This window comes from Acidisarcina sp. (assembly GCA_035539175.1).
Classification (GTDB): Bacteria; Acidobacteriota; Terriglobia; order Terriglobales; family Acidobacteriaceae; genus JANXZS01.
Genome location: DATLIY010000008.1, coordinates 69,748 through 85,915, shown reverse-complemented (window position 1 = coordinate 85,915; position 16,168 = coordinate 69,748). Strand labels below are relative to the sequence as shown.

11 protein-coding genes are annotated in these 16,168 nt (G+C 57.9%); 6 read left to right on the top strand and 5 right to left on the bottom strand.

The genetic code is table 11. The features are described 5' to 3' along the window. Positions 1-68 precede the first annotated feature (68 nt). Entirely contained in the window at positions 69-2,264 is a 2,196-nt protein-coding gene (locus VM554_08540; protein HVJ08421.1) for a glycoside hydrolase family 3 C-terminal domain-containing protein, read from the bottom strand. Positions 2,265-2,487: 223 nt separating this feature from the next. On the opposite strand from VM554_08540, the gene VM554_08535 reads away from it, so the two are divergent. Both VM554_08535 and VM554_08530 read left to right on the top strand, forming a co-directional pair. Further along, positions 2,488-3,207, top strand: a complete 720-nt coding sequence (locus VM554_08535) for an SDR family NAD(P)-dependent oxidoreductase (GenBank protein HVJ08420.1) — start codon at positions 2,488-2,490, stop codon at positions 3,205-3,207. A 90-nt stretch (positions 3,208-3,297) separates the two neighbouring features. Further along, positions 3,298-4,203, top strand: a complete 906-nt coding sequence (locus VM554_08530) for a pirin family protein (protein ID HVJ08419.1) — start codon at positions 3,298-3,300, stop codon at positions 4,201-4,203. A gap of 88 nt (positions 4,204-4,291) precedes the next feature. Here the strand turns inward: VM554_08530 and VM554_08525 are convergent, their stop codons facing one another. Further along, positions 4,292-6,022 (bottom strand): CRTAC1 family protein, encoded by a 1,731-nt coding sequence (locus VM554_08525; GenBank protein ID HVJ08418.1) that lies wholly within the window; start codon positions 6,020-6,022, stop codon positions 4,292-4,294. A 565-nt stretch (positions 6,023-6,587) separates the two neighbouring features. Here VM554_08525 and VM554_08520 point away from each other — a divergent pair. Further along, on the top strand, positions 6,588-10,172 hold the full coding sequence (locus VM554_08520; protein HVJ08417.1) for a carboxypeptidase-like regulatory domain-containing protein: 3,585 nt from the start codon (positions 6,588-6,590) through the stop codon (positions 10,170-10,172). 125 nt (positions 10,173-10,297) lie between these two features. On the opposite strand, the gene VM554_08515 is transcribed toward VM554_08520, so the two are convergent. Next, positions 10,298-11,296, bottom strand: coding sequence for a tetratricopeptide repeat protein (locus VM554_08515; GenBank protein HVJ08416.1), 999 nt, complete (start codon positions 11,294-11,296; stop codon positions 10,298-10,300). 55 nt (positions 11,297-11,351) lie between these two features. Here VM554_08515 and VM554_08510 point away from each other — a divergent pair, with 55 nt between their 5' ends. Continuing rightward, positions 11,352-13,010, top strand: a complete 1,659-nt coding sequence (locus tag VM554_08510) for a tetratricopeptide repeat protein (protein ID HVJ08415.1) — start codon at positions 11,352-11,354, stop codon at positions 13,008-13,010. A gap of 44 nt (positions 13,011-13,054) precedes the next feature. Here VM554_08510 and VM554_08505 read toward each other — a convergent pair whose 3' ends face one another. After that, positions 13,055-14,095 carry a nucleoside hydrolase gene (locus VM554_08505; GenBank protein ID HVJ08414.1) on the bottom strand — a complete coding sequence of 347 codons (1,041 nt, stop codon included), beginning with the start codon at positions 14,093-14,095 and terminating at the stop codon, positions 13,055-13,057. An 83-nt stretch (positions 14,096-14,178) separates the two neighbouring features. Beyond that, complete coding sequence (locus VM554_08500) at positions 14,179-14,715, bottom strand: DUF1003 domain-containing protein (GenBank protein HVJ08413.1); 537 nt, start codon at positions 14,713-14,715, stop codon at positions 14,179-14,181. A 217-nt stretch (positions 14,716-14,932) separates the two neighbouring features. Between VM554_08500 and VM554_08495 the strand changes: the two genes are divergently transcribed. Next, positions 14,933-15,187 (top strand): ferredoxin family protein, encoded by a 255-nt coding sequence (locus tag VM554_08495; GenBank protein HVJ08412.1) that lies wholly within the window; start codon positions 14,933-14,935, stop codon positions 15,185-15,187. Positions 15,188-15,622: 435 nt separating this feature from the next. Further along, positions 15,623-16,093 (top strand): META domain-containing protein, encoded by a 471-nt coding sequence (locus VM554_08490; GenBank protein HVJ08411.1) that lies wholly within the window; start codon positions 15,623-15,625, stop codon positions 16,091-16,093. Positions 16,094-16,168: the final 75 nt, after the last annotated feature.

The following is a 16,168-nucleotide window of genomic DNA, read 5'->3' as shown; positions in this document are numbered from 1 at the left end:
GGCTGTGCAGTACGCGACCCCGCTGGGAAGAGCCGCGTAGCTGCAGTCTCTGATGCTGCAATAGAAAGTTACTGCAGCATCACCTTCTGTTCGAGAGGCAGATCCTGAGAAGAGCCCCCGACGGCAAAGGTGTAGCTCCCAGGCACCGTTTGCCAGCCATTCTTTGTTTCGTCGAAGACCTGCAGATACCTGGGATGGATGTCGACGGTGACGCTGCGGCTTTCGCCGGCATTCAGCTTTACCTTGGCCCATCCCACCAGCCTCTTCGGTGGCTCCTGCGCAGATGCGGGCAGCATCGCGTAGACCTCTGCGATTTCGGCTCCCGCGCGTTTTCCAGTGTTTTTTATGGTGAAGCTCACGGTCTTTCCATCCGCGCTCACCTTCATGTCCGTGTAGTGATAGGTTGTGTAGGACAGTCCATAGCCAAAGGGGAAGAGAACCGGCTTCTTCTCCGCGTCATACCACTTGTAGCCGACCTTCAGCCCTTCGTCATAATGCACCGAGTAGCTCGACTCCTCGTGTCCTGCGTTCACCGCCGCGGCACCCTGACCTTGTTCGTTTGCCGGGAGCGGAGCAATCGTCGGACGTGGCAGATCGGCTTCGCTCTTCGGGAAGGTCACCGCCAGCTTCGCCGTAGGATTCACGTCGCCCAGCAGCACGTTCGCGACCGCCACATGGCCGCGGCTTCCCGCATACCATGCCTCCACAATGCCCTCTACTTTGTTTACCCACGGCATCGTCACCGGGCTCCCCGTCTCCAGCACCACAATGGTGTGCGGGTTGGCTACTGCCACCTGCTCAATCAGCGCATCCTGATGATCGGGCAGCGAGAGACTCGGCAGATCCATGCCCTCGGACTCCCATTGATGTGCGAAGACAATCGCGACATCGGAGCTCTTCGCCAATGCAGCCGCCTCTGCGGCGTTTTCCCCGGAGTTGAACTCAACCTTCGCATTCGGCAGCCTGGCTCGCAGCGCCTTCAACGGCGAGGTAGGGAACCAGATGTGCTGCTGCCACGCGCGGGCGCCGCCGATCGCATTGTCCCCTGGTGCGTCTACCTGCGCCGAACCGCCGCCAGAGATCATGCCTACATCCGCATGCGCTCCAATCACCGCCACCGTGTGCAGCCGCTTCGCGTCCAGCGGCAGAATTTCTTTCTCGTTACGCAGCAATACGATGCTCTGTTCCTCCAGGCGCTGTGCGATTTCCAGGCCCCCGTCGGCATCCACGACTGTTGTCTTCGCCGGGTGATCGACTACCCCGGAAGCAAACTCCGCGCGCAGCACACGCCGCGCATGATCGTCGATCTCTGACATCGGAACCTTGCCCGCATCGACTGCAGCTTTCAGTGCCGGGCCAAAAAACTCCGCCATCGGCTGTTCCTGGTCGAGGCCAGCCGCTGAGGCCTTCACGGTGCTGTGCGTCCCGCCCCAATCGGAGAGCACAAATCCCTTGAAGTTCCACTCGCGTTTTAGAACCTCGCTCAGCAGGTAGGAGTTTTCGCAGGCGTGGTCGCCATTCACGCGGTTGTAGGAGCACATCACCGCTCCGGCATCGGAGATCTGCAGCGCAATGTGGAATGCCAGCAGATCGCTCTCCTGCATCGCTCGCTTCGAGATGATTGCATTCACAACAGTGCGGCCAGTCTCCTGGTCGTTCAGCGCATAGTGCTTGATGTCGCCAACTACATGCTGAGCCTGCTCGCCTTTCATCAGGTTTCCAACCAGCGTTCCTGCCAGTACGGGGTCCTCGCCCATGTACTCAAAGGTTCGCCCATTGCGCGGTTCGCGAGTCAGGTTTACGCCGCCACCCAGCGTCATGTTGTAGCCTTGCGCGCGCAGCTCCCTTCCAATCAGTGCACCATATTCCTGCGCCGCCTCAGGATCCCAGCCTGAAGCCGCTCCAAGGTTCGACGGCAGCGCCGTTGAGTACCTGCCGTTGTCGCCGCTGTTGCGAACTCCATAGGCTGCATCAGATATATAAAGGGGCGGAATCCCCAGCCGGGGTATTCCTTCGACGTATCCTGCGCCACCATTCGCCAGGTTTGTCAGCGGCATCTGCCAGTCCGTGTGCGGCATCCCATTGCCATGCAGCAACGCGATCTTCTCCTCGAGCGTCGCTTCCTTCAACACCATCTCCGCCCGCTCATCGGCGGACAGGCTGGCGTTCATCCACGGTCCATGCTTCACCTTGGCAGCATCCTGCGCCATCATCGTCAGACTCATGGCACAAGCCGCGATGGCGGCGAATTCCTTCCATCTCATCCGTCTGGTATTTCCCGGCATCTTCATCGAACCTTGCTCCTTCGTGATTGTTCCGCGATCCTACAATAAGCTTTTGGTAGCCGCAATTTTGGCAAAATCATGTCGTGAAGAGTTTATAGGAACGGTCACAAAGGCGCAGCCCGCAGCCAGATTTCTTTCCCTCTTCCGTGCCCGAGGGCAATGTGGAAGACTTGATCGAGAAATGATTACAAGGGGGGCATCAATGAACGGTAGATTTTCTGGAAGGGTGGTCCTGGTAGCCGGTGGTACCGGCGGATTGGGACATTCCGTGAGCCTTGCTCTCCTTAAGGAGGAGGCGACCGTCGTCGTCACGTACCGACACCCGGAGGAACTCGTAGATCTGCAGACCTCGGCTGGTGCGCTCACCTCCTCGCTTGTGGCTCACCAGGTCGATGTTACGGACGAGGCTGCCGCAGCCAAGCTTATCGAGAGCATCCTCGCCGCTCAAGGGCGCTTCGATGCCATGGTTAATACCGTTGGCGCCTACGCTGGCGGGGTCCCGTTGTGGGAGCTCAACACACGCGTCTTCGACCAGATGCTGTCGCTCAACCTGCGCGCGGGCTATTCCTTGTCACGAGCCGCGATTCCGCCCATGCTGCGGCAAAAGCGCGGAGCCATCGTCAATGTTGTTGCCAAGGCCGCGCTGGACCACGCCGCCGGTGCCTCCGCCTACGCTGCGTCCAAGGCTGCTGCCCTGGCCATGATGGATTGCCTGGCCGCCGACGTGAAGGGAACCGGCGTCCGCGTCAATTCGATTCTGCCCAGCATCATCGACACGAAAGCTAACCGCATCGCGATACCCAAGGCCGATTACTCAACCTGGCCGAAGCCGGAGGAGATCGCTCGCGTGATCCTCTTCCTGCTGAGCGACGATGCCAAGGTGGTTCACGGCGCGGCGATTCCGGTCTATGGGGACAGCTAACGCTTTGACATAAGCTCCCTGCCAGCAAGGAATCTCCTGTTGGCAGTGGGAACAAATAACGCGCTAAACTCCCCTACTGGAGGGTCCATTATGCCTATTCGCCATGTAAAGCGCCTTAGCAAAGCCAAGCCCACTCTTGAGGGCGCTGGCGTGCACCTGCGTCGCGCATTCGGCTTCGGAAGCACTGCCGAGTTCGATCCATTCCTCCTGCTGGATGATTTCCGCAACGAGGTTCCAGAGGATTATCTGGCGGGCTTCCCCTGGCATCCACACCGCGGCATTGAGACCATCACCTACGTGCTGGCCGGCACCGTGGAGCATGGCGACAGCATGGGAAACAGCGGCGTTATCGGTGCTGGAGATATCCAGTGGATGACCGCCGGCAGCGGCATCATTCATCAGGAGATGCCGAAGGGGGATCCGTCGGGAAGCATGCATGGGTTCCAACTCTGGGCCAATCTTCCGGCATCGCAAAAGATGACCGCACCCCGGTATCAGGATGTGAAATCCGCCGATATTCCCGAGATCACCGACGATGACGGCACCCATGTCCGCGTCGTGTGCGGAAACTTCTGGGGCAAGGTTGGCCCCGTCGAAGGAATTGCGACCAACCCAACCTACATCGATGTCTCCGTAGCGCCTGGGCGCAGAAAGACGCTGCCCGTGGAGGTAACCAGCCAGGCCTTCGCCTATGTCTTCGGAGGCTCGGGCAAGTTCTGCAATGCGTCCGGTCCCCTCGCCGTTCCTAGCGAGGGCATCCAGTGGTCCGACACTGCGCCGCCCGCCCACGCCGACAACCGCTCCCTGGTTCTCTTTGATAGCGGCGACGAGGTGACGGTACAGGCAGAAGATGAAGGCATCCGCTTTCTACTGGTATCGGGCAAGCCGCTGCAGGAGCCCGTCGCCTGGTATGGGCCCATCGTCATGAATACGCAGCAGGAGCTTCGCGAGGCCTTTCTCGAACTCGAGCAGGGCAAGTTCCTCAAACATTCCTGACCTGTGTACCCCTATCAGATGTCAGCGAGGGATTTATTTTCGCGAAAGGTGGCGTCGGTCAAACGCCGCCGCCTTTCCCGCATCCCTCTCAAGGGCGGATGCCTTCACCTTCCACGATGCTGATGTAGCGGTCGATCGGGAGATTCGTGAAAGTTTCCACTCGTCCGCTTGGCTGCGGCCAGCGAATTGCCAGTTCATCGATTTTGGTATTTGTCCCCAGACCGAGGACCATACGCGGATCGTGACTTGCGAGGTAGCTGCCTCCGCCGGTCTTCAGCCGCGAACGCTGCAGAGTGCCTGCCTTCCACGTCACCGAAGCTCCTACCGCATCGCGATTGCACTTCTTACCTACCAGCTTCAGCCCCAGCCAGTGGTTGCCCTGCGCCGCCTGGTTGCGCAGCAACAGAGGAACTCCGTTGTTGATGGCAATCAGGACATCCACTGCGCCATCATTGTCAAAGTCTCCAAGCGCCAGCCCTCGCGCGGAGAAGGGTACGTGAAAGATCGGCCCAGCCACCGCGCTCACGTTTACCAGCTTTTTGCCGTTATTGTGGAAGAGTAGCAGAGGTTCGCGATACGTCACGCTCGCGGAGTGAGCCTCGATCTGATCGTCGGGATGCCCGTTCGCGACGAAGAGATCGAGATTCCCGTCATTGTCGTAGTCGAAAAAGCGGATTCCCCAGCCGCTCATCGTGCGTGTTGCGCTCGCCACGCCCATCGCGGGCGACAGATCTTCAAAGCCGCCTTCGTGATCGTTGTGATAGATCGAGTACATCTCCTGGTCCACGTTGGTTAATGCGAGATCCTGCCAGCCGTCCTGGTCAAGATCGGCGGAATCGACGCCCATCCCTGAACGCGTGCGCCCATCGGCGCTGTACGCAATTCCTGCCTCCAGGCCCTGCTCTTTGAACTTGCCCTGGTGATTCACAAAGAGAAAGTTCGGGACGGTGTCATTCGCAACAAACAGGTCCATCCAGCCGTCGTTGTTGACGTCGGTCGCTACAACTCCCCAGGCTTTGCCGAGCGAGGATGCGATTCCCGACTTCTCGGAAACATCGGTGAACGTGCCATCGCCGTTGTTGTGGAACAGCCAGCTGCGCGCCGGAGGATACACGCTCGGAATGCAGTAGTAGCGATCCCCCGTTCTCTCGTTCCCGCAAAATTTATTGGCCTCCTTGCTGAACTGCACAAACCGGCAGACGAACAGGTCCAGGCGGCCATCGTTGTCGTAATCAAACCAGACGGCGCTCGAGCCCCATCCCGGCGTCACAATTCCCGCCTTCTCCGTGACGTCAGTGAATGTGCCATCGCCATTGTTACGATATAAAATGCAGCGGTTGTATCCGGTCACGAACAGGTCAGGGAATCCATCATTGTTGTAGTCGCCGACCGCCACGCCCATCCCATAGCCGCCACCTGCCACGCCCGCCTTCTCCGTGACGTCGGTGAATGTGCCATCGTGATTGTTACGATAGAGCGCATTGCGCAGCGGCGTCTTTGGAGTAAAAAAGTCGCATGCCCCGCTGTTGACTACGTAGATGTCCATCCATCCATCGTTGTCGTAGTCCAGAAAAGCGCACCCGCCTCCGGTTGTCTCCGGCAGGTAGTAGCCCGGCGAGCGGCCATTGGAGTGCGTCCAGGTAATGCCCGTGGTGGCGGCAGGCATCGCTTCAAAAAGCGAGTGCGAGGAAGCCGCATCTGCAGCCGGAGTGGCTGCGGAGGGGACAGCGAAAGGGAAGGGAAAGGCCCGACGGAATGCAAAGGCAGGAGTGCTGGCGGCAAGCGCCCTGAGCAATTGTCGTCTGGTCACACCTGTCATCAGCTCTCCCAAAAACCGGGTATGCGGCCAGAACGCGCCGCAGCGGCAATCGCCAACCACTCCCATCGGGCCTCGGATCGCGCGGACGCCCGGTTTCGCTTTCGCTTCGAGTATCCCACAGCGAGGCCAACTCCTCCACGATGCGAAGCTTCAAGTGGCCTACGAGTCGCGCAGTCGGCGTTTCAAGGTATAACGCGCTAATAACTAAATAGGTTACAGGTCGACGCATCCGGCCGGGATGGATTTCCAGGTGGCTAGACGTAGAACTCTGGTACGAATTTGGGCTCCATCAAAAGTTTGCTATTGCGCGTTGTTCAAAACGGGAGCTAGATTCTGTAAACGATTTACTCAGGGTTAATTCGGCCGTTTAGTTTCTGTTCAGATCTCACAAGTCGAAGGAGAAAGTTCCAAATCCAGGAAACATTTTCCAGGTGCGTCCCTCTACCTCTACCCTCCGTTTAGCGAGGGATCATCTTGAAATCAATGACTGGAAGGCAGTGAGGCCAACTCCATTCGTGGAGTTGGAGGATCAACGAAGCCGAACACGAAAATAAGAGGAAAAGCTATGACAAACAGTAAAGTCATGAGCTGTCTGTTGCTGTTATTTCTTGGGATGTGCCTGTTGACGGCAAGCCAGAGTTACGGCCAGAGTACGAATGCCTCGCTAAGCGGTACCGTGACGGATCCATCCAACGCAGCTATCCCGGATGCCAAATTGTCTCTTACCAATGCAGCTACCGGGTTCACCTCGAACTATGTATCCGATGGCGCAGGTCAATACACCTTCCCGAACCTCACTCCCGGAACCTATAACCTCAGCGTTTCGGCAAAGGGATTCGAGTCCAGTGTTCAGCAAGGACTTGTGCTCTCCATCAACCAGTCGGCCCGCGTCGATGTCCATCTTACGGTAGGAGCCGAGTCCCAGACCGTCACGGTCACGGGTGATACTTCGCTTATCAACTACGACAACCCTACCATTGAGGGAGGTATCTCTCCCGAGACCCTGAACGACATGCCGCTGACAGTTGCCGGCGCGCCTCGTTCCTCCATCAGCCTTGCCACTATGATGCCCGGTGTAAGCACCGGTGGAAGCGGCAACGCCTTCAACTCCCGTGTCAACGGCGGCATCGTAACCGGCGACGAAGCGCTGCTAGATGGCGCGACGATGACCGAAGGCTATATGAACCAGAGCGGCATGGTCAGCCTGCAAGGCGACTTCCAGATGTCGCCGGATATGGTCAGCGAAGTCAAAGTGCTCTCGGCGAACTATGATCCGCAGTATGGCTCTACGACCTCTGGCCAACTGATTGTTGTCAGCAAGGGAGGCGGCGAACAATTTCACGGCGCGGCGTTCGAATTTCTCCGTAACGATGCCCTCAATGCCACTCCGTTCGGTACACCTTACAAGCAAAAGGCCAGCGCGGATAAGGAAAACAACTACGGCGCCAACCTTGGCGGCCCCATCCTGCTTCCGCATCTTCATGGTCAGAATTCCAGAATGAAGAGCTACTTCTACTTCAACTGGGAGGCTATCAAGGTTCATGGTTCCTCCAATCCACCGACGCTGTCCATTCCTTCTCTCAAGGCGCGCAACGGCGACTTCAGCAACTTCACCGACGCCCAGGGCAAGGTGATCCCTATCTACAACCCCAAGACAGGATTGCCGTTTCCCAACAACATGATTGATCCCGCGCTCGAGGATCCCATTGCCAAGGCTTGGATGGCGCAATTACCAACGCCCACCAACAACAACGAGACCAACAACTATCTCGTTCCCCACGCCGGCCAGGGTTCGCTTGTCAGTACGGACAATGTGTACATGTTCCGCATTGACTTCAGCCTCGGCAGCAGCGATCACTTCTACTACACCTTCTGGCGGCAGTACTCTGCACCGAATCTGGCGACTAATCTGCCCAAGGCCATCTCGGATGCGGTTCCCGCCAGTCCGGAAAACTCGCCTATTGAGCGCGGAAACTGGGAGCACATGTTCTCCCCGGTCATGACGAACCATTTCACGATCGGCTATCTCAACCGCAACGAAGGTTACTATTCGCTGAATCAGGGCGCGAATCTGCCCTCGGTCAGCGGTGTCGCAAATACGAAGTATCTGCCGACATTCACCTTCAGCGGATTTAACCAGCTTGGAAGCACGAACGGGCCTAGCCAGATCACCACGCGTCCAACCTATGCCATCAATGATGTCCTCTCGCGCGTCATCGGCACGCACACGCTCAAGGCGGGTATCGAGTGGCGCAATGCGGGTGGCAATATCCATAGTGCAGGCGGTCAGGGCGGAAGCTTCTCGTTCAGTCCGGATACAACCGGCATCTCCGGCGTCAATTCAGGGAATTCTATTGCCAGTTTCTACCTCGGCGCCGTTAGCAGTGCAAACGTCCAGTTCCTCAATGTCCCCAATCGCTATCCGCGTCAGATTGGTTGGGCCTTCCATGTCGGCGATAGCTGGCGCCTCAACCCCAAGCTCACTCTAAGTTATGGAGTGCGCTGGGATACCATCAGTCCCTCCTACGAAAAGAGCGATCACCTCTCCTTCTTCGATCCCAATGGTCCGAACGATGGCGCGATTGGACCAAATGGCCCGCTGAAGGGAAGACTTGCCTTTGCCGGGAAGAAGTATGGCACTGCCAGCTATGGCAAACGCTACCCGGAAGAGCAACACTACGACTGGGCGCCTCGTGTCGGTGTCGCCTACTCGGTGGACAGCAAGACGGTGCTTCGCGCGGGCTATGGCATCTACTTCGGCCAGGCGTTCTACCCCGGATGGGGCGGTGGCATGAGCCTCGATGGCTTTAATCTCAGTGACACCATCAGCGAGGTAAGCAATGGTCAGGGCAAAACGAATACCCCTGCCATGTATCTCTCTGGAGGCTTCCCAACTCCGGCGACTACATCGAATATTTCCAGCAGCTTCGATAACGGCCAATCGCCGCTCTATCGTCCCGCTGACGGAAATAAGCGCCCGTACTCGTCGCAGTGGAACTTCACGGTTGAGCGGGAACTGCCGCAGAATTTCTTTGTCGGCGTCTCGTATGTGGGGACGAAGGGCACTCACCTGCCATCGCAAAACAACCCGATCAACGTGTTGAATCCCTTTAGCTCGAACATCCAGGCATTTACTTCGGCGGACGGACTTTCCTCGAAATTGACGGATAAGTTCGGCCCGAACGACACCATGGTGGATGGCGTGCCGATCCCATATCCCGGTTGGGTTCAGCAGGTCAGCAGTTGCGGAGCCACCGTAGCCCAGGCGTTATTGCCCTTCCCGCAGTATTGCTCCAGGCTCACAGGGCTGAATGAGGGGCACGGCAACTCCATCTACCAGTCCCTGCAGGGACGAGTAGAACGGCACATGCGGAATGGTCTGTATGTGCTGGGCTCCTTCACCTACTCGCGCCTTTACACCAATGGATCGGACACCGTGCAGGCTACAAATACAGTCGGCTCGGCTGGTACGGGCGTCATCTCACCCTTCAACCTCAAACGCCAGCGTGCCATCGCTGCAGATAATGTGCCGTTCAATACCACCATCGCGGTGGTCTACGATCTTCCCTTTGGGCTCAACAAGAGGTATCTCAACAGTGGGGGATTTACCAACACCTTCGTTGGCGGATGGCAGGTCAGCCCGATCTGGAGCTACAACTACGGCATTCCCTTCGCCTTCGGCGCATCCAACTGCAACGTAGTTCCGCAATTCCGCGAGGGTTGCATTCCCGGAATTCTTCCAGGAGCGCATGTCCTTCTGCATGGCCGCAATGGCTTTAATCCGCTTAAGAGTGGCGGCCAATACATCAACCCCGATGCTTTCGAGTCGATCTTCAGCCAAGCCAATCAGAATCCCAAGTTCGGCTATACGGGTACCGGCGCAGTCGTTACCACGATCTATGGTCCCGCTTACCAGAACCTGGATATGTCGCTCACGAAAAACACGCGGATTACCGAGAAGGTGAACTTCCAGTTCCGCGCCAACTTCTTTAACGCCTTCAACAATCACTACTTCGTCAACCAGGGCGGCAACTTCGGCGGCGTCGGGTATGCATTCAATACCAGCGCTGGAGCCACCGACTTCGGTAAGTGGAATAAGACCGTAACCGCACCGCGAACTATTCAATTTGCCGCACGCCTGGAGTTCTAGCTTTCCAGCATGTCTGTAACCTCACCCGGCCAGTACTCCTGGCCGGGTGAGGTTTTTGGCGTAGTACTGCTTTGCATGGACCGCAACGCGATTCTCTATCACCCGCTGTTCTGCAGAAAAATGCTTCAATGCACCTGCGGATCAGCCGCCGGATGGGCCGCTCCGCGAAGGCGCAGGTAGGTATCAACTTCCGACTGCGCCAGGGTCTTCTGTCCTTGCCTGCGGTAGATGCGAGCCAGCGCATAGTGAGGCTCGGCATAGGCCGCATCCAGTCGCGAAGCCTCCTTGAGCGAGGCCACCGCGCTGTCCATATGATCCTGCGCTTCCTGCAGAGTCCCCATCTGATAATGCGCCTGCGCCAGCCGGGGATCGATCTGCAAAGCCTTTCGCAATTGCGCTTCCGCTTCGTCCAGGCGGTTCAAAAATTGCAGCGCGATTGCCAGGTTCAGGTGCGACCATGCCGAAGGGTGTGCCGTCTTCTCTTCTAGCTGGATCGCTTTGGTGTAGCTCTCGATCGCCAGAGTGTTGTGGTTCTGATAGAAGTAGCAGAGTCCTAGATTGTCGTAAGCACGCGCCATCCCGGGATCGATGGCTAACGCTTGCTGAAAGTGAACAATGGCTGTTTCGTAATGTTGTGCGTCGTAATCCAGGCGGCCCAGCCAATAGGGATAGAGTGCCTGCTTCGGTTGCTCCGCAGCCAGCGTTTCCAGCACGGGGCGCGCCCAATCTGCATGACCCATTTTGATGTAAGCCATTGCGAGTGAGAAGCGTGCCGAAGGATCGAGAGGAGCGATTGCCTCCGCCTTCTTCCACGCGATCGCGGCGTTCAGGTAGTCGTTGTTCAAAAAATAGACACGTCCCGCGAACGCGAGCAGGCGTCCTGCGCGCAGCGAGTGCGGATCAGGGTTGATCTCCTTCAGCAGGAGTCGTTCCGCCGCCGTGTAATCGTGGGCTTCGATCGCCTGGCGTAACTCTGCAGCCTCGGCTGCGGGCAGCCCCAGCGTTGCAATGGGAGACGACGCTGCTTCAGGAGTGTTGCCCGCTGCGTAGCTTTCAGGAGAGTAGCTGCCAGCAGCGGCCTGGCTATGCGCGTTTCCGCTGGCGCGCAAGACGAGTAGCAGCAACAGCAACCACCTCCGTCGCGTCCTGATATTCTGCGGCATATGGAAGAGTAGTGTAGTGGACAGGAGTATCGAAGAGATAGTGTTCCGCGCTCGCGCAGTTGCGATACGAGAAGGTTCCCTCCGCCTCCGTGGCATGGTTGCGGTCCTGGCGATGCTGCTCCCAGCGATCCTTACGACGCCTGTCGCGGCGCAGCGCAACAGCCCTGCCTACCAAAGCAGCCTGCTGAATATTCAGAAGCATATCGAGAGCGGAGATCTCGATGGGGCACGGATCCTGCTCTCACAGGCCAGTAGACAGTATCCCGCGGATGGTGGTATCGAAAACCTCCTCGGCGTGGTTGAGATTCAGCAAGGCCACTCGGATGCCGCCGAGCGGGCCTTCGCCCAGGCCATTCGTCATAGTCCCCGGCTTACCAGCGCCTACCTCAACCTCGGCCGCGCTTACATGCTCAAAGCCACAAATAACAAAGAGGAGCAGGCCAAGGCCTTGCGCATCTATGAGCGCGCCCTCTCCATTGCACCCACAAACGCAGAAGCCAACTACCAGGCCGCAGTATTGCTGATGCTTGCTGAAAACTATCCAGCCTCCCTCGACCACGTGGAAAAGCTGAGCCAACAGGCGCAGAGTGTTCCCGGCGCCTTAGCGTTACTCTGCGGGGACCACGCCGCTCTCGGGCACAGGGAAGAATCGGAGCGTGCTGCAAGTGCGCTGGCCTCGCATCCTGACTTCACTGAGGCTGACGTCCTCCAGATCTTGCCCGTGTTGCAAGCCGCGCATCGCTCTGAGCTTGCCGTGCAACTTTTTACTGCGGCTGCATCCCGGGCGCCGCTTTCCCTCCAGGGGCAGCGATCGCTCGGCCTGGCGCAGGAATCTGCCGGAAATCTTGGAGAGGCGCGCGATACGCTCGAGCGCGTGTTTGCCGCCGATCCTGCATCCGCTGCCGTGCTGGTCGATCTCGCCCGCATCGCCCACTCGCAGAAGGACGATAAGGGGGCGCTGGGATATCTCGCGCATGCACGCGACATCGCTCCAGGCGACCCCCGCCTGCCGTACTACTTTGGACTGACCTGCCTCGATCTCGGTCTGCTTGCCGAGTCGCGCAAGGCGTTTGGAGAAGCCGTTCAGCTTGCTCCGGAAAACCCTGATTACAACTACGCGATGGGCACCGTCTCGGCCTTCGCGCAGGATGCCACGCTGGCTCTTCCGTACCTGAAGAAATATCATGCGCTGCGCCCGCAGAATCCCTCGGGAATCCTCGCGCTCGGCACCACCTATTTTCGCGCCAAGGATTTTGATACTGCGATCCCCTGGCTCAAGCAGGCAACCGCATTCCCCAAAACCGCGGCCACCGCGCACTACTACCTGGGACGCATCGCGCGGCAGCAGGGGCGCCTTGAGGATGCACTCACCGAACTCAGCCAGTCCGTAGATCTCAAGCCGGATCAGCCTGAGATGCTGGCAGAGCTGGGGCAGCTCTACGTCCAGACCCACAAGTATCCTGAGGCAGAAAAGCAACTTACCCGTGCGCTTGCGATTAGTCCCGATAACTACACCGCGAACTTCAGTCTGCTGCAGCTCTATGCACGCACCGGAGACAGCCGCCGCGAGCAGCAGGCCAAACGCTTCGATGAGATCAAGAGCAAGAACGAGACGCAGTATCAGGAGATGATGCGCATCCTTGAAGTACGCCCCCAGGAGGGCTCCGCGCGCTAGAGTCGCATCATGCGGAGCTTACCCGTGGAGTCTTCCGGTGCCTGCTAGTCCGGCGATTTCGCGTTTCCTGCGGGCGGGTTCGCCAGAATGCTCGTCAGGTAGAAGCGAAAGAACTGCTCCGAGTCGGACTCCAAACACACATCGGCGTTTGCTGGTCCTGCCTCCGGAATGGTGTTCCCCTTATCGTCAATTCGAAGATGCATCGGCGTCGTGGGGCACAACTCCGGGCGGATCGCGGCTGCCGCCGCCATGGCGTCATAGAGAGTAGGCGTTGGAGTGCCGGTCGAAGCGCTCCACTGGTGGTACAGGAGAGTAAGCGCGTCCGTCAGTGGAGTCCCATGGCTGAACACCAGGTCGCGCTTCACTTCATCGAGCTTCAGTTGTGTCGAATCCAGCGGCATCATCGAAATAGGTACGCCGGAGGCAAGTAGCTTCCTGGACGAAGCAACATCGGAGAAGACGTTATATTCCGGTGTGGGATGGGGGTGGGTAGAGTAGCCCAGGTCGCCGTAGCCGCGATGGATCGAGCCGCCCATCAAGACCACCCGCTTCAATTTGCGAAACGTCACCGGATCCCGATCGATCAACGCACCCATATTGCTGAAGGGCGCAACGGCTATCAAGGTGATCTCTCCCGGATCGCGCCGAATCGCATCGAGCGTAAACGCTATCGCATCGGGCCATGCCGCGGGATGCACATCGCCCAGCGCATAACGCTCCTGGGAGAAGACCGTGGACTCAACTGTTTTCGGCCCCGTGAAGATCGGAATCTCCGCCTTACCCGCGCTCGCCAGAAAGCGCTCCGTCAACCGTGCACGCAGCGCGGTGTCGCCCCACGCTGTAGTCACGCCCAACACCTCTACCTCTGGCCGGGAGATCAGCAGCGCCAGCGCGAAGGCATCGTCAATGTCATCGCCAATATCTGTGTCGAAGATGACTTTCAATTTCTCTCGTGGCGCTATCGTCTGCGCGGAGTGTACCCCGCTGTGGCCGATGTTTCCCGGTTGGGCCGTTATCCTCCCGGCTCCCAGGAGCAGCAGAAAAAGACAGGCAATTCCCTCCACCCGATACCCCGGAATTCGCATGCAACGATCCTATTCGATCCTGGCAATCTTGCGGAAAGAGTGCCATCGGCAGCCTCACAGCGGCACTTCGTGCTCTATTTTTCTCAGTCGGAAGGCGGCATGGCTTCACGAATCTGCTGGGCGACGTGATCGACCGATGTCGCGCGTGTCATCTCGTCAAGCTCCTCATCCTGCACCGCCTCTTGAATATCGAGCTTGATGCAGACCAGTCGCAGCAATTGCAGCATCTTCGTGACTTCGGTCTCTGCCAGCAGATCGATCTGCAGATTCAACCGGTCCCGATGGTCGGTCTTGCGCTGCATGCGATTTTGTTTCATCAACACGAAGGTGCTCAACAGTACGGCCTCCACCGATACCAGCATGTTCAACAAGGTAAACGGGTAAGGGTCGAACAGAGGGATTCCCGGAAACTTGTGTGTGTTCACCACAAACCATGCCGCAAAGAAGACGACATGTAGCACGACAAAGACCATGGTCCCGGTGAAATCGGCAATTGCGTCGGAGAGGTATTGTACGAACGATCTTCTATCCTCGAACGAGCGCTCCACTTCAGCCACACTATGGATATTCGTCCTGACCGTTCCCTGCACGTAGCCGCGTCTCCGCGTTTTTTCCGCCATTTTCGCGCCTCGTTATGAATGGTGTGGATGCCGGATCTGCAGTCCGGCGATGTTTCTTGCGGTGCAATCTCCCCAATTTCGCGGTTTTTGTTCCCTATAGGAGCTGTGACTGGTATCACCGACCCGTTGCCAGACGATCTCGTAGCTTGAAACTGGCGTTCAGAGAAAGACAGCTGCAGCCATTGGCAAGCCGATATTTTGTACCTGGGAGAGTTCTATGCCTTACGTTATTACCGATGCATGCGTGAAAGATTATCTCTGCGTCGATTCCTGTGCCACCGATGCCATCCATCCCCGTAAGGACGAGCCCGGAACAGATGAAGTCACTCAGCTCTTCATCAATCCGGAAGAATGCATCGATTGCGGCACCTGCATTACTATTTGCGAATCGAATGCCATCTTTGCCGAGTATGATCTGCCTGCGGAGAAGGCGGATTTCGCAGCGAAGAACGCTGCCCACTTCGGCCTCTAGCACAGCAGCAGGATTGTTCCTTTCCGCGACTCGCGCTGCGTCCGTGAATTATCCCGATCTCTATAGGGATCCGGCGGCAGCGCGAGTATCCATGCAGAACAGATGCTGCTTCTGGCCATTTGCGCCATGCGCCGACTCGAATCTCTCGAATCAAGGCTCGGCCGCGTCGCTGGACCGTCTTGCGCATGCCAGACATCGACACACCGCGGAAAATGTCGCCCGCGAAGAGTATTTGCCTGAAAAACCCCGCTGAATCAGTATGGTAGCTGGCTCTAGATCTGCTGGTACACCTTGGGATACTCCCACTTGTGGTCCATTGCGCTTGCGGGGTTGCGGCCTTTATAAGAGATTCCAGACCTCAACCATCCGAGGGGTTAGGGCGCTTCTCTCTGGCAGGCCCTTCCCGCGGATCCAACATTGGAGGATTTCGTCAGCATGATGGTCTCTCTGTCTCGTCGCGGGCTGGTCGCAGTAGCAGTCCTTTCCCTGATGACCGCCTTCGCCTCATCTTCCGCGCGCGCCTTTGCCCTCCAGTCAGCTTCCTCCGACACTCGGCCCCTACCTGGCTCTCACGCAAAACTTACCGGCTACTCCTGGAGGCTCATCTCTCTCAACGGCCACGACCTGGACGCCAAGGTGCCCAAAGCGCCTCAGATGGTGCTGGTCGAACAGGGTACCCGCATCATGGGCTTCTCCGGTTGCAATCGCTTCCTGGCGACCTACTCGCTGCAACAGGACCGGCTCTCCGTAAACAGCGACCTGCAGGTTACAAAACGGGTCTGCCCGTACTCGATGGATGTCGAAGCCGACTTTATCAAGGTTCTTCAGACCATTGATTCCTGGAGGATCGTCAACGGTGTGTTGGAGCTCTCTCGAGAGCAGCAGGTACTGGCCCGCTTCAAATAAGCTGCCGTCGGAGCATATTATCCCTTGTACTTTCTGTTTCTTGCAGAAACCCTCTTCGGCGGGCAGCCAATCAGC

Coding starts and splice junctions, on each gene's coding strand:
- VM554_08540 (HVJ08421.1), bottom strand. CDS start 2,264: ATGAGATGGAAGGAATTCGCCGCCATCGCGGCTTGTGCCATGAGTCTG.
- VM554_08535 (HVJ08420.1), top strand. CDS start 2,488: ATGAACGGTAGATTTTCTGGAAGGGTGGTCCTGGTAGCCGGTGGTACC.
- VM554_08530 (HVJ08419.1), top strand. CDS start 3,298: ATGCCTATTCGCCATGTAAAGCGCCTTAGCAAAGCCAAGCCCACTCTT.
- VM554_08525 (HVJ08418.1), bottom strand. CDS start 6,022: ATGACAGGTGTGACCAGACGACAATTGCTCAGGGCGCTTGCCGCCAGC.
- VM554_08520 (HVJ08417.1), top strand. CDS start 6,588: ATGACAAACAGTAAAGTCATGAGCTGTCTGTTGCTGTTATTTCTTGGG.
- VM554_08505 (HVJ08414.1), bottom strand. CDS start 14,095: ATGCGAATTCCGGGGTATCGGGTGGAGGGAATTGCCTGTCTTTTTCTG.
- VM554_08500 (HVJ08413.1), bottom strand. CDS start 14,715: ATGGCGGAAAAAACGCGGAGACGCGGCTACGTGCAGGGAACGGTCAGG.
- VM554_08495 (HVJ08412.1), top strand. CDS start 14,933: ATGCCTTACGTTATTACCGATGCATGCGTGAAAGATTATCTCTGCGTC.
- VM554_08490 (HVJ08411.1), top strand. CDS start 15,623: ATGATGGTCTCTCTGTCTCGTCGCGGGCTGGTCGCAGTAGCAGTCCTT.